The sequence below is a fragment of the Spirosoma soli genome (assembly GCF_042684525.1).
Taxonomy (GTDB): Bacteria; Bacteroidota; Bacteroidia; order Cytophagales; family Spirosomataceae; genus Spirosoma; species Spirosoma soli.
The window spans coordinates 114,368-128,501 of the sequence record NZ_JBHULN010000016.1 but is presented as its reverse complement, the minus strand read 5'-3'; the positions used below and the strand labels follow the sequence as shown (position 1 = coordinate 128,501).

9 protein-coding genes are annotated in these 14,134 nt (G+C 45.4%); 5 read left to right on the top strand and 4 right to left on the bottom strand.

Going from position 1 to position 14,134, the window contains the following annotated elements; all coding sequences use genetic code 11:
* Window positions 1-36: 36 nt before the first annotated feature.
* The 3 genes from ACFSUS_RS21845 to ACFSUS_RS21835 all read left to right on the top strand — a co-directional run bounded on the left by ACFSUS_RS21845 (window position 37) and on the right by ACFSUS_RS21835 (window position 8,406).
* Window positions 37-3,924 carry a PA14 domain-containing protein gene (locus tag ACFSUS_RS21845; protein ID WP_381525880.1) on the top strand — a complete coding sequence of 1,296 codons (3,888 nt, stop codon included), beginning with the start codon at window positions 37-39 and terminating at the stop codon, window positions 3,922-3,924.
* A gap of 910 nt (window positions 3,925-4,834) precedes the next feature.
* The gene (locus ACFSUS_RS21840) at window positions 4,835-5,539 is read left to right on the top strand and encodes an outer membrane beta-barrel protein (RefSeq protein WP_381525879.1); all 705 of its coding nucleotides are present in this window, start codon (window positions 4,835-4,837) and stop codon (window positions 5,537-5,539) included.
* Between the two features lie 383 nt (window positions 5,540-5,922).
* On the top strand, window positions 5,923-8,406 hold the full coding sequence (locus ACFSUS_RS21835) for an outer membrane beta-barrel protein (protein ID WP_381525878.1): 2,484 nt from the start codon (window positions 5,923-5,925) through the stop codon (window positions 8,404-8,406).
* A 702-nt stretch (window positions 8,407-9,108) separates the two neighbouring features.
* Here the strand turns inward: ACFSUS_RS21835 and ACFSUS_RS21830 are convergent.
* Window positions 9,109-9,285 carry a hypothetical protein gene (locus ACFSUS_RS21830; protein WP_381525877.1) on the bottom strand — a complete coding sequence of 59 codons (177 nt, stop codon included), beginning with the start codon at window positions 9,283-9,285 and terminating at the stop codon, window positions 9,109-9,111.
* Window positions 9,286-9,960: 675 nt separating this feature from the next.
* Here ACFSUS_RS21830 and ACFSUS_RS21825 point away from each other — a divergent pair.
* Window positions 9,961-10,824 (top strand): M23 family metallopeptidase, encoded by an 864-nt coding sequence (locus tag ACFSUS_RS21825; RefSeq protein WP_381525876.1) that lies wholly within the window; start codon window positions 9,961-9,963, stop codon window positions 10,822-10,824.
* A gap of 79 nt (window positions 10,825-10,903) precedes the next feature.
* Here ACFSUS_RS21825 and ACFSUS_RS21820 read toward each other — a convergent pair whose 3' ends face one another.
* The 3 genes from ACFSUS_RS21820 to pth form a co-directional block, all read right to left on the bottom strand.
* On the bottom strand, window positions 10,904-11,974 hold the full coding sequence (locus tag ACFSUS_RS21820; RefSeq protein WP_381525875.1) for a nucleotidyltransferase domain-containing protein: 1,071 nt from the start codon (window positions 11,972-11,974) through the stop codon (window positions 10,904-10,906).
* A 201-nt stretch (window positions 11,975-12,175) separates the two neighbouring features.
* On the bottom strand, window positions 12,176-12,616 hold the full coding sequence (locus ACFSUS_RS21815; protein ID WP_381525874.1) for a hypothetical protein: 441 nt from the start codon (window positions 12,614-12,616) through the stop codon (window positions 12,176-12,178).
* 240 nt (window positions 12,617-12,856) lie between these two features.
* The gene (gene pth, locus ACFSUS_RS21810) at window positions 12,857-13,420 is read right to left on the bottom strand and encodes an aminoacyl-tRNA hydrolase (protein WP_381525873.1); all 564 of its coding nucleotides are present in this window, start codon (window positions 13,418-13,420) and stop codon (window positions 12,857-12,859) included.
* Between the two features lie 142 nt (window positions 13,421-13,562).
* On the opposite strand from pth, the gene pyrR reads away from it, so the two are divergent.
* Window positions 13,563-14,102 (top strand): bifunctional pyr operon transcriptional regulator/uracil phosphoribosyltransferase PyrR, encoded by a 540-nt coding sequence (gene pyrR, locus ACFSUS_RS21805; protein WP_381525872.1) that lies wholly within the window; start codon window positions 13,563-13,565, stop codon window positions 14,100-14,102.
* Window positions 14,103-14,134: the final 32 nt, after the last annotated feature.

Sequence of the window (14,134 nt, the reverse complement as noted above, 5' to 3'; positions counted from 1 at the left end):
GGCCTGTTACTTTATCTTGGTTCATGTCAACTGGCCTTGGCACAACCTACTCAGCCTAAGAACGCTGTTTCTTTTTCGTTTAAACTATCGAGTCCAGCTAGAACAAGTGCGGGTGTATTCTCTAAAGATAGCACCCTACTCCGTACGTTATGGAGTGGTGTTAGTTACCCCGCCGGTACCCATCAGCAAACCTGGGACGGTTTAGACGACGAGGGGCGGCTCGTGCCTAAAGGTAATTACGACATCCGTGTTTTGTCGAACAATGTTACCTATACTTGGGAAGGCGTTATTGGCAATACGTCAGCTGCGGTGTCAAAGGGTAATGCCACACAACGGGGCTTTTTGCGCACTTTTTCAATGGCCATTACGGGCAATACTGCCTATTACGGGAACGGATATTCGGAAGGAAATCCATCACAGGCCAAGTTCTTACTAAATAATCCGCAAGGTAGAATAGAGTTTTCCCGAAAGGGAGAAACTGGCCAGGCTTCTTTATTCGTGGCTACGGATGGCACTACTGTATACTGGGCTGGTTACGATGGCTACGACAATGGGAACACATGGTTTGTGTATGCAACCAATGTCAGTGACGATAAAGAGAAGTTATTTTCTACCGGATCTGCCCGTAAAATGGCGCTGGGAAAAGTGTATCTGTCCTGTATTGACGTTATCAACGACGCCAATGGAACTGTAACGGGCCTGGCTGTTCAGAAAAAGGGCAACTATCTGTTTGTGTCTCATAAAGCACGTCACCAAATCCGGGTTTTCAACAAAAATACCGGCATTTTAGTACAAACGCTCTTCTTTAACGATGCTGGATCTTTAGCCGTGGATGGGCAAGATAATTTGTGGGTGGTTGATGGGGTGACCGTGAATAGATACACCGTTCAGGGGAACGGAACCTTATCTAAATCCAACCTGACGTTAACGGGGGTAGAAGCACCAATGGCTTTGGCCGTATCGCCCGACAATAAGACAGTACTAGTAGCTGATGGCGGTAAGAGCCAGCAAATAAAGGCATTCAGTAACAGCACCGGTGCCTCGATGTGGACCTTCGGCCAGGCCGGAGGTTATCTTAATGATCCTAACGTAGCTGACGATAAGTTTTATTTTTCGGACAACAGCAAAATCATCAACGATACGTTTATTGCGTTTGCGCCCGATGGATCATTCTGGGTAGGTGATTCGGGTAATTACCGTTTACAGCATTACTCAGCGACGAGAAGCTTTATCGATCGCGTTCAGTATATGCAGCATTCGTACAGCTCAGGTGTCGATCAGAATAACCCCAAACGTGTTTTTTGCCAGTATCTGGAGTTTGCTGTCGATTATAGTAAGCCTCTGACGTCTTCCTGGACGCTGGCCAAGAATTGGCGAGCGTCAGTTCCCTCTGATTATTTTGCGCAGCTAAGCATTAACCACACCTATATCACCGATGTGTTCAAGTCGGTAGTTACGTTGAGCAACAATCGAACGTACGGGTTCTTAAAGCACATACCATCCAACAAATGGCATCTTGTGGAACTGCCTCCTACTGGTCCCGTTCGATTTACCGGCTTGGTATTTGACGATGCTTCGTATTATATCGCTCCGGATGGTTCATTTAACCGGGCTATCAGCCAACTTAATGAGTTTGGAGGAACGCTGAGGTGGGAAAAACAGCCGTTGACGGGCTTTGACAGCAAGAACAACCCTGTTTGGGCGCCTTCTGGTACTGTGGCTCGTATTATAGATGTCAACTCCGACGATCCAATCGATTTTACGGGTTATGGTAGCCTGCGGCCTGGCTTATCAACAGCAACGGGGGTTATTGTATCGTTCAACAAAAACAAAGAGAATAAAAACGACGTAAACGGATACGGCTTTCACTTGGGTGGTATTAAGCCAGGAGCAAATAAGTGGCTCTGGAAAACGGCGCGTGCTACTCTTAAGAATTATACAGGCATTTTTCCGCCAAACGGTGATTACGATATTGGTAATGCGGTCGAATACGGTGGGGGAGACGTGACAGTAAGCGGCCGACACATTTTCTGGTCGTACCATGGTGAGTTTTGGAAGAACAGTCAGACTAATAAGTGGAATCACGTGTACGACGATGGCCTGTTTATTGGTCAGTTTGGCGTATTAGGCACCGAAACTGGCGGGCAGCCCGCTTTTCCGGGTATGGCCGGAAACGTGTTATATGGCCATGCCGTTGCCGGTTCCGATGGGTCTATCTACATCTGGCACGGCGAAGAGGCTGGCCATAGCGGTGTTCACCGATGGAAAGTCAACGGCCTGGAAACCGTTCAGGAGCAAACCATCCCGATTGCTCTTTCTGAAGGGGGTAATTCGCATGGCTTGTTAGGTATGTATGCTACGGGCAATGACCTGAATAACGCTAATATCCAGAAGACACAAATCGACCAAACCGTTAATTTCAACTGGAGTAGCATACCATTCAGTACGACACGCGTTAATGCAACTGATTTTTCGGTTCGATGGACTGGGTTCGTCCAGCCTCAGTTTTCTGAGATGTATTCTTTCTTCACAAACGTCAATAAGGGAGTTCGGCTGTGGATTGATGACCAACTGATAATTGATAAGGTAGGAGCTACCAGTCTGACAGAACACAAAGGCACCATTGCGCTCGAAGCTAATAAGAAGTATGCTGTTCGTTTAGAATGCTATGGGGGAAACCGCGCTGCCCTTTTATGGTCGAGCAATAGTCAGCCTAAGCAGGTTATTAACTCCCAGTATCTGTATCCAGCAGATCCACCGAATACGTCGACCGGCATTGACCTGCTAGACGGCCTGACTACTAATACTGTCTTAAGCAATAGGCTATACGGCTGGGAAAGAGATCCCGTTCAGGAAGACAATTCAGACATTAACTCTAAGTTTTGGACGGTTAAAACAAACGTAAAAACATACGGCCGCTTTAGTTCGCCTGATTTATACGTCCGGTTCAGACAGAGCAACGCAACCTACAGCGTTACTCGCCGGTTAGGGGATACAACAAGCGCACGTATCGGATGGCGTCTGGTAGGTACGGTCAATCAGGAAGATAATTTTTTCTCTATCGATGAAGGCCGCAACCGAAACGGGGGCAGTTACATCGAAGTGCTCGACGACGCGGGTAAAGTGCTTACTCGGGTTAATTGTCAGGTTACGTTGGTGCCTACGCCCGTTGGTAGAATATACGGCAACAACAAAGTGATTGCTCAGGGTGATTATAATAACGTCATTGCGCCGGTTTTTCATAGATCACAGCCGCTTGACATTGTCGTAGTGAATGGGATGGCCTCCATAAAATATGGGCCCTACGCTCCTGTAACGGTACCGATGCTCGATCCTTCTGGCAACTGGCACAAACCAAGAGCGTTAAGACTCTATTTTTGGGGTAATGGCTACAACGAAAACCGCATCATAGACATTGAAAAGATGCGTTTTTTTTCGAGTGACAATTCCACGTCGGTAATTGTTTCGGGTAATGATGAGCTTAATACGTTGGAAGCTTTAGATCCTTTAGGCTATTCCAAAATTTTGGTCAGTGAAAATGGAGGTCCTTTTACACCGTATACCGGTCCGATAAACGTTGGTGATACAGATCGGGCTGAAGGCTACTGGAGATTCAAATCAGAGCAGTCGACACCCAACAGCAATGCAGAAGTAGTGAGCAGTCCTGTCTTCACGGCTGATGGGGACACTAAGCTTATACTTTACCCTAACCCCACACAAGGAATTCTGAATATACAACATCCGGTAGTAGCCGGTGAATGCGTTGTAGAGCTTTTTGCTTCGGACGGGAAACAGCTTAATAGTTGGGTTCCGTCAACGGGGACAACTACCACTACTGTCGACGTTAGCACTCTTCCGCGGGGCGTGTATGTGATTCAGTTTAAGAAAAGTACGTTTAAAACAAGCGCCCGATTTATTCGATAAAGCCTGGTCTCTGTTTATGAAGTGAGCGTAGCGGTAGTTAATCGAGGAGTGTGCAAGGTGGCTCATGGATACGGCGATGCATCAAAGTACGGAACCGTAACAAGTAATAATATATACTGTAATAGTGTCTTTTCGACACAGTGAAGGTCATCTTGAAAACTTATTGACGGAATTATTTCAATAACTTAATAAGTGACCATATTGCCCATATTGCCAGTCCTCCGGATATAATTCCTATTATCGTCCACGGTCCGGGTATGAAGCGAGAAAATTTCGACTTATTCACTGAAGTGTATTACAATAGTGAGGCAAATATCCATAAAATATAATAAATCTAGATTGAATATACTTTACGGCAAAAATCTGCTTGTAGAGCTAAATTATTAACTTTTCGCATACCCAAGGTCTTGATTGGCCACCTAAATAATGCGTAGCATCTGTGTTATTTCAGCTTAAGAGCGTGGCAAATAAGCTAAATCATTCTAGGTTAAGCTCATACATTTTATTTAAGTAGTTTTAGCTAATTGTTATTTATATTTTGAGGTCAGCCCTATTTATGGGCTGACCTCTTTTTTTTGCACTCTTATCCATAAACGTTTATCAGATAGCTGCCATTAATTTCTTTAACCCTCCTCGATTAATGACAGCAATGGAGAGCTGTCTGTTTAGGTACGCTATAAGTTGCTAGATAGACAACGAGCACACAGCCGGTAAAGGGGAACGTGCAACTGTCTATAAATTAGTAGATGTGTAGCAGATTGTTGCCTTAGTAAAGAAAAGTTCTAAAAAATTAACAACCCCATGCAACCTCGTGGCTAGGTTCTTACATCTTCCTGTCAAATAGCACAAAGAATGCAATTCTGAAAGTCATACACTTCAAGTTGTTACACCCTTTTATTTGACTACAGCCATGAAAACGTTTAAACACATCCTGACCTCCGCTTTGGTTGCCGTTTCTGCTGCGGCATTTGCGCAAACTACCGTTACTATCACAACTGACTCAACTACGCGCACAGAGCGCTGGAAAACCGTTGAACGGGTGAGCAGTGACTTCAGCATTTATTTAGGTGTCAATAATTTCAGCGGCTCGCTGCCACCAGGTTACGAACTCCGGCCTGTCGGCTCACGATTCATTGCGCTCGCCTGGCAAAAGCGCATTCCCTTATCGGTAAGTGGGACCACCAAAGTGCGTTTAATTACAGGTCCTGAAATTGCCTGGAATAACTTTATGTTTGAAGGAAAAACCGTACTGAGCGAGCGTAATGATCAGCTTATTGTTGAGCCATCTACCGTCGACTTGCGCAAATCGAAGCTAGTAACAACACAGCTTAACTTACCGGTTATCCTGAACATGCGCTTTAAATCAGGATTGACCTTCGGGGTAGGCGGATATGCTGGCATCCGTTTGGATAGTTATACGAAAGTAAAACCCGAAAATGGTTCAACTGTCCGTACACATGGCTCCTATAATCTGAACACCGTTCGCTGGGGATTGACCACCGAAATTGGCTATCGTAATGAGTTGAAATTATTCGGTCGGTACGAGCCGAACAGTCTATTCCGGGCGGGACAGGGACCCGATGCCAGTGTTTGGGTAGTCGGCATTAAGCTTTAAGTTAGTACCGGGTGCTCGGTACTAACTGACTCGTCAGCAGTTTTTAAGCTAGCTCAGCAAGTGAGCAGTCTGGCCGATTGTGAACATAAAAATATACCGACCGACCGCAAAATCCTTACTGGTTAGCCAGTCAGTGAAGCGAACGTTGGTCAGCCAACGAAAATTTGCACGAAAAATTACAGCCCTTGTGCAACGTTGAACGCTCTCAATCCATCTTTGAGTTGAAAGTTCGTTTTTCACTACATCAACTCCACTCAAAAAATCCGCTTATCCTACCGTTCAGACCGCTTGTGTAAGAACAGGTACTTTGTGATGCCCACTACCTACCTTTGCCATGTACTCAGGCAGCGAGCACAAAGCAACCTTCTGAAAAAGTCAATGCCATGAAAACGACCTTCTACTTATTAATCTTTACTCTACTAGCGTTAAACACAACGTTTGGGCAGATCTTAACCCGCGGAAGTGTTAACGGTCAAGTTGGCACCGCAGCCGGAAAGCCGCTTGAATTTACAACGATGATGCTTTTGAAAGCGAAAGATTCGACCTTAGTGAAAGGGGCAATCAGTGATGCAACCGGAAAATACGCGTTTGAAAACGTTGGCGCTGGGCAATATCTGGTAGCGGCTCAGCAGATAGGTTACCGCAAAACGTATAGCCCTACGTTCGCTGTCGATGAGGCTCATTCATCAGTTGAATTACCTGCGCTGGCTATGACCGACGAGTCGAAGAATTTGACCGAGGTGAAAGTAGTTGCTCAGAAACCATTTATCGAGCAGCAAGTTGACCGGACCGTGGTGAATGTTGAGAATAGCATTGTGTCTAGTGGTAACACAGCCCTCGAAGTGTTGGAAAAAGCGCCAGGCGTAACCATTGACCGACAGAACGATCAGATTCAGCTGAAAGGTAAAGCAGGCGTTATTGTCTACATCGACGGTAAGCAAACGTACCTATCTCAGCAGGAAGTATCGAACCTGCTCAAAAATACGCCAAGCGACAACATTGCTTCGATCGAGATTATTACGAATCCAGGCTCTAAGTACGATGCAGCCGGTAATTCTGGAATCATCAACATCAAGATGAAGAAAAACAAGAATTTCGGCACTAATGGTACGTTCATTATTGGCGGTGGTTATGGCTGGGCCGATAATATTTATGGTGTCCGTGATGATCTGCCCAAGTTTAATACCTCATTAAACATCAACAACCGAACAAGTAAAGTCAACCTGTTTGGAAACTATAGCTACACAAACCGGCAGAGCTTCAATAGTAACGAAATCAATCGGGAAATACCCTTCAACGGTAAAACAACCTACTTCGATCAGATTTCGGCGCGTCCCAGCCAATTTGTAGGTCATTCATACAAGGCAGGCCTGGATTATTTCATCAACCAGAAAAGTACCATTGGTGTGCTGGTCAATGGTTTCTCGAATGACTGGAGTTCATCGGGGGTTAATAACACCTTTATCCGGAATGAAAACCGCCAGCTCACCAGCCGGCCCACTACACAAACGGATGCGCGTAACTACCTGTCGAATCTGACCGGAAACGTCAACTATAAATACGACTTCGATGGTAAAGGTCGTGAGTGGACAATAGATGCGGATTACGTTCATTACGGTGGGGAGAACTACAATAACCTGAGCACGGTGTACTACGGTATAGGCAGTGAAATAACCCGGCCAAATCAGGACGTGCGTAACAACATGCCCTCGACAATCAACATTCTGGCCTTCAAAACGGATTACGTCCATCCGATGAAGAATGGCAGTAAGCTGGAAGTTGGGGTAAAAAGCAGCATTGTAAATGCCGATAACAACACCATTTACGACACCTTGCAGCAGGAGACTCGCCAGTGGTTATTCGATGCCAGTCGCTCGAACCAGTTCAAATACGACGAAAATATCAACGCTGGCTATGTGAATTATGCCGGTAAACTGGGTAAGCTGAAAGTTCAGGCGGGGTTACGGGCCGAGCACACGCATTCGGTTGGTACATCAGTTACATTAAATCAGCGGGTTGATCGGAATTACCTGAATCTGTTCCCCACCTTGTTTCTATCACGGCAACTGGATACCAACAATGTGCTGAACTTTTCCTACAGCCGCCGGATCGACCGTCCTGATTATCAGAACCTGAACCCATTTGTGTTTTACCTGGACCCTTATACCTACCAACAAGGTAACCCGTTTTTGCGGCCTCAGTACACGAATTCGATAGAACTGACGCACGTTTACAAAAGCGCCTTTACAACTACACTCGGATTCAGCCGTACGACGGATTTCATCAACCGTGAGACGCCCCGTCAGATCGCAGCGGAAAACATTACCTACGTAACGCCCGAAAACCTCGGCTATCTCGATAATGTGAACCTGAATGTGAGCTTCCCGGTGTCGGTTACCAAGTGGTGGAGGATGCAGAACAACATCAGCACGTATTACACACATTACCAGACATTCTATTCCGGAACGCCCTACGAAGTGAAGCTGGTCGCTTACAACCTGTACACATCGAACAATTTTACGTTTAGCAAAACGCTATCGGGCGAAGTGTCGGGCTGGTACAATTCTGCCTCGCAGTACGGATTCTATCAGGCACAACCGATGGGCGCGTTCAGCCTGGGGCTACAGAAGAAAGTGATGGATGGTAAGGGCAACTTAAAGCTGAATGTCAACGACCCTTTCTGGTTGAATAAATTTAGTGGCCGGGCTATGGTACAGGATATCAATTTCCGGGTCGGATCGCGGTGGGAAAGCCGTCGGATCATGCTCACCTTCACCTACCGCTTTGGCAACCAGAACGTGAAAAGCGCTCGTCAACGCAATTCAGCGACGTCAGCCGAGCAGGGCCGCGTTGGCGGAAACAATTAGCAACACAGTACCGTAGCGAAGTAAACACAACATCGGCTGCGGTCATAGAGATTAACCGAAGAGAAAGCGATGTGGCGCTCTGCTTTATTGTCTCAGTTACTTCGATGCTCATTAAAGATTAGTTTAGGTTAAGAAAACGTGAAAGCCAGTCCCACCTTGAGGGCTGGCTTTTTTGTATTTTGACTATCGACGCCTTAGGCTAGTGAATTCATCATAGTACAGGCATGAGGCACAAATAGCGGTTATTTAACAGATGATGAATTATCGCTTTTTAACAAATTAAACCGTTGCATATCACGAATTCGATCGTTGAGTTTGTAGTAGCCTCAATGCGAAACGTTGGTTACTTTCCTGCCTCTGTGCGCTGCTTATACAGAATAGCGCTTAGTTTTGATGTGAATACCGGTAATGTAAAGCATCCCGCACTATGTTTTCTTATCAAACAATAGGATTTTACCGCTTAATACACAGCACAGGGGCATAGTTACCCACATCCTGGAACTACTCTTGAGACACGGCCAAATCATCAGTCTTAAGACTGACTAGATTGTTTTTATAAGAACAAGTGGTGCTGTAGAAAAACTCTACTTACAAGGTAAAATGGTCTGGTAAGCTTTGAACAGACGCGGCTTTATGTTAAAAATCAAAATCACCGAATAAGTTAGCACCGATAGAGATAGTTTTTATTGTAATCCTATACCGTTACCCGTTATGACTGGTTTCTGGGTTTTGGTCTGTCAATAATTCATCAAACGGCTGACTACACTTAGCTATCGGTGGATCGTAGCCGGTATCGTCCTGACTTTCATCAATCAAAGGCGCCAGATGGGGGGGATATGGCCCAAACAAGTCGGCAAGAAATGCAAGCAGTGCTTTCATACAGGCAAAAAAGTGTGAGACACATTAGTATTAGACAAAAGTAAATATACTCATGCCTATTAAGCTTAGCGGTATAGTTAAGTATCTGTAAATAAGAACCTTATGTTGCTAATTGTGCGATCTTATATTTGCTAGGTGCATTGTAGCCTTTTTTTTATGGACGTACTATTTTACAGTGTAGATTGAACTTTGATGGGCAGTTGGGCAATATTTTTTTTATTGTATTTCTAGTATGATTACTAAACAGTTACGGATTTTCTTAACTTTTGGTTAATGTGGCTGGAGGCAACGCTGTTTGTTTCAGCTTGTAGTTCAGCAGTGCTTTTAAGCGAGGGCGTTAGCTGTTGAATGAAAGCTACTAACTTACAATAAAAGAGGTAGTAGATTAGGTTACTTTTTAACTAGATTAGTGTATACACCTCTCCGGTGTAAGCAAGTTACGGTGGGTGTTCACATCCCGGTCTCGTTTGAGCCGGGTTTTGTTTTGTAGTATAATGATGGTAGAAACTTGATTCAACCGCTTCGGCAGTCGGAACGTTAGGCAAATTCACTGTGCCAATTTGTTCGACCATAGCGCCCACCTTGAGGGGCTGGCTTTTTTGTGTATAGTAAATTTTATTAACCAGGTTGGTAAAGGGTAAGTTAAGAACGTTCACCTGATTATCTCAACAACGTATGAAACGTCTCTTAACAATCAATCTAGGTTTAAGTTTACTTTTGAGTTGTGCTTATGGACAACGCAATGCGAGTTCGGAGGCAACGACAGGTCCAAAATCGGTTAGCGTAGCGCAGGGTGAAGTCGCTCGCTGGCCGGGAAACTGTCTACGGTGCAGTTTTGAAAAGCGCGCCTGGGAAGCCGTTAACGGCACTTGTTACTATCCGGTTGACATGGATATGAAACCCGGAACTTACAGCATTTCGCGCCGGACAACGGGAGGGAAGCTTGAAAGCGCCAGATTGACGGTAACCGCAAAGCCGTGCGTACAGGAGGACATTGCCAATTTCCCTAAAAAGGAGTACGTAAACGTATCCCCCGCTAATCTGGCCCGGGCTAAGAAAGAAGCCGCCGTTGTTAATCCTGTTATATCGTATAAAGCCGATGTACGGCCTGCTGTGTTTGATTTACCCGTTGGTAAGCCAGCTGATCCGTTACCAAAAGGAGAGGGTAATTTCGGGGCTTGCCGAACGCTCAACGGACAGGAACGAGATCGGCATACGGGGCAGGATTATCCGGTTACGGCGGGTAAGCCCGTTCTGAGCGTTGGCAATGGCCGAGTGGTACTGGCGGCCAATCAATTTTACAGTGGCAACGCTGTGTTTATTGACCACGGAAATGGGCTGATCTCAGAGTATTTCCATTTAAAAAGTTATTCCGTTAAGCCTAATCAAACTGTCAAGAAAGGAGAGAAAATAGGCATCGTTGGCGAGACTGGTCGAGTAACTGGCCCACACCTGCACTTTGGCGTTCGCTGGCACGGCGCTTGTATCAACCCCGGCTATTTGTTGATTGATCCATCAGAGATGCAGGCGGTTAAATAAATCATAGTTATCAGGTGGGCATTAATGGTCATTATGTAGTCAATGCTAGTAAAAGCAGCGAATGATTATCAATGCTCACCTATTCACTACCAGACGCATACCATACTTTCCGCATTTCGACCAGCACTTGCTCGATTTTCGCCTGGTTTGGCCGATCGGGTAGAGAACTGTTAGCCGCAGCGGCTTCAACCTGCGCTACTTTTTGTTCAGCCTGCACAATGAGGTCGTCATATTCGAAAGCACCCGCTCGAATCTGCAACAATTCTGCCCGATTTGGCCGACGAACGAGCACACTTCCTGTTTCAAGAATCTCGCACGCCATGTCCAAAAGCCGGAACGTGTGCATCATGTTCTTGGCATCGTAGTTTTTGCCGTGATCGAGCGTGTTCTGATAACGGGTATTATTACGTTTCTCAACCCATTCCCAGTACTCGCGATAGTCTTTGCAATAGCTTGAATAGCCATCGTGATTTACGGAGAGATAAGCTACGGGCTGGGCATCTTTTGGAACGCTACTCAGCGATACCTCGGCCGAGTCAACGCCAGCAATGAGACCACGTAATTGCAACGTATTTGTTGGGTCGTAGAACAGCGCATAAACATCGCGGGCGTGAGGAACGCTCACTAGCCCGCACTGCATTTGGTTCAGCCCATGCTTGGCTAACCAGTCTGAAGCAGGTTGAGAGCCTTGTCCAGCGAGTACGTAACAGAAGTTAAGTAATGACTTGCGCTCTTTGGGTAATGGGTTCAGAATCTTTTTGTTCAGTCCCCGTGCTTTTTTGATTTGGCTTACTGCATAACCGGCAAATGTGTCCTTGCAAAGCTTGGAAAGAAAGTCCCCCGGTGTAAGCCGATTAAAGAGTGGATGTTTGTACAGGATGCAGTCGTCTGGGGTGCAAAGCAGTTCTAGAATGTTGGGATTATTCTTGGTGAGCAGCTCAACAAACCGGCCCAGCTCATAAAAAACAATATCGTTAGTGGCATCATTAACCTGCTCAACGTAGCGCAAGCCATACAGATCAGCTTGGGGCAATACGAAAACACCACGAATATCGACGTCTGATGTAGGCAGGTCGGTGCCATACGCCCGGCTACCACTGATGCATTCGAAAAGTATAAGATTACGTTCCCGAAGAGCTTGGATAGTCATTTTATATCGCTTTTTGAAGGCGTAACATACAAAGATGGCCAAAAAGCCTGTTTTGCAACCCTTAAAAAAAGATAAGGTTCCCCGATCTGAGCGGAGAACCTTATACTGACTATTCCTAAACCCTTAACCTTTTCTACATGAAAAACTAACTTTTACCCTTTTCTGTTCCAAATACCTAGGTAATTAATAATTTATTTTAAATTATTGAACCTCAGATACTTCGCTGGCTTCCTGGCTCTGGTTCCAGAGGAAATTAATCATCCGGGCTGTGTAAGAAGCCTGATTCATCCAACGGCTGGCATCAGCTGTTTTCTGCTTAGCCAGTTGATTATTTACTTGAGCAGCGGCTTCGTTGAATTTAACCCGATCAGCAGGGCTGAGCGTCAGCACAGCAACTGGATTCTGATTGAACAACGAGACGACACTCATAAAGCTTTGCCAATTGGTGTTATGCATAGACTTGGCAACGCGTTGTTCGAAATAAGAAGCAAATTGCTTTTCCGAACCGTTGACAAGCATAGCACTTGCCGGCTTGTTGGCTGCCGGGCTATCATCAGTGTAGGTGGTGGTAGCCGCGTCTGCCTGAGTAGTCGCTAACCCTAATCCAAGAATCAACGACGCAAAGATAACACGCGATTTCATTGTTTTGTTCTATTTTGGTTTCAGTTATTGAACGCACAAATGTCTATAGAAGTTTTGATAATACAAACTTTACATAAGCATCAATCAAAATATTATTCCGAATTTAATCTTGATTATTACAAATATTACTTAAATAGCGGTTATATAATGTTATATATTAATATAATATTCTGCGTCAATCCAGAAAGTTATAAATAAAATATTGCCATCGAAAAATGGAAAATTCTTTAAAAAATTATATCATTGGTTGTAATTATTCATAGCGAATTGTATGCCCATAGTACAAAAAGCTAACGTAGCTTCGCCAGCCCTGTCTAAATAGTCTGGTAGTTGAATTAATTCGTCTTCCGGAAATTGGCCTAAAACAAAATCAACCTGCCTGCCTTTAGAGAAATTATTGCCGATACCAACCCGAAGCCGGGCGTATTCCTGTGTGCTTAGGACCTCATCAATATTACGTAGGCCGTTGTGCCCACCCGGTGATCCTTTGGGCTTTAATCGTAACTTTCCGAAAGGAAGGTCTTTATCGTCGGTGATCACCAATAGATTTTCGGTCGAAATGTGTTCCTGTTTCATGTAATATGATACCGCCTTCCCGCTTAAATTCATGAATGTGGTCGGTTTTACAAAAAACAGCTGCTTGCCTTTATGTTGCCATTTGGCTGTGTAGGCCAGCCGGGTCATTGAAAAGTCGAAACCCTGTTGGGCAGCCAGGCGGTCGAGTACCATAAAACCAGCGTTGTGGCGAGTAAGCGCATATCCCGGGCCAATGTTACCCAACCCAACGATCAAAAACTTAGTCATTTAACAGTCATTTATTGTCCTTAGCCGTCATTCAGTGGTTTGATGACGAGTCATGGAGCAAAGTTCGTTTTTTCCGGCAAAACAAGTAACGACAGCCGAATGACTGTTAGATAAGCCAATTGAATGACTATTTTTGAGGCCTATGAGCCAACAACGTCTGATTCTGTCTAGTCCACTGCTCGAAATTGTAATAAGCCGTCTGACGCAGCAGTTAATCGAAGATCATCAGGATTTTTCGGACACCGTACTTTTGGGTATGCAACCCAGAGGCATTTACTTCGCCGAGCGGGTTGGCCGCGAGTTAAGCCGGGCACTGGGCCAGGAAGTGCCACTTGGTTATCTGGATGCGACGTTTTACCGCGACGATTTCCGCCGACGCGACTCGCCTTTACGGCCTAATACTACCAACGTGCCGTTTATCATTGAGAACAAACGGGTAATTCTGATTGATGACGTCTTAGCTACCGGTCGTATGGTGAGGGCCGCTCTTGACGCCATGACTGCCTTCGGACGACCTCGTAAAGTTGAATTACTGGTGCTGATTGATCGGCGTTACAACCGTGATTTACCTATTAAACCCGATTACACAGGCAAACGGGTCAATACGCTGGAGTCGCAACGCGTACTGGTGGAATGGACCGAACAAGGAGCTGATGCCGATAGGATCTGGCTGGTTGGATAAACGGTGCATGGCAGTTTATCCGTTAAAATGCT

Excerpts from the sequence above, each read along its gene's own strand:
- ACFSUS_RS21840 (WP_381525879.1), top strand. The coding sequence starts at position 4,835 with ATGAAAACGTTTAAACACATCCTGACCTCCGCTTTGGTTGCCGTTTCT.
- ACFSUS_RS21835 (WP_381525878.1), top strand. The coding sequence starts at position 5,923 with ATGAAAACGACCTTCTACTTATTAATCTTTACTCTACTAGCGTTAAAC.
- ACFSUS_RS21830 (WP_381525877.1), bottom strand. The coding sequence starts at position 9,285 with ATGAAAGCACTGCTTGCATTTCTTGCCGACTTGTTTGGGCCATATCCC.
- ACFSUS_RS21825 (WP_381525876.1), top strand. The coding sequence starts at position 9,961 with ATGAAACGTCTCTTAACAATCAATCTAGGTTTAAGTTTACTTTTGAGT.
- ACFSUS_RS21820 (WP_381525875.1), bottom strand. The coding sequence starts at position 11,974 with ATGACTATCCAAGCTCTTCGGGAACGTAATCTTATACTTTTCGAATGC.
- ACFSUS_RS21815 (WP_381525874.1), bottom strand. The coding sequence starts at position 12,616 with ATGAAATCGCGTGTTATCTTTGCGTCGTTGATTCTTGGATTAGGGTTA.
- pth (WP_381525873.1), bottom strand. The coding sequence starts at position 13,420 with ATGACTAAGTTTTTGATCGTTGGGTTGGGTAACATTGGCCCGGGATAT.
- pyrR (WP_381525872.1), top strand. The coding sequence starts at position 13,563 with ATGAGCCAACAACGTCTGATTCTGTCTAGTCCACTGCTCGAAATTGTA.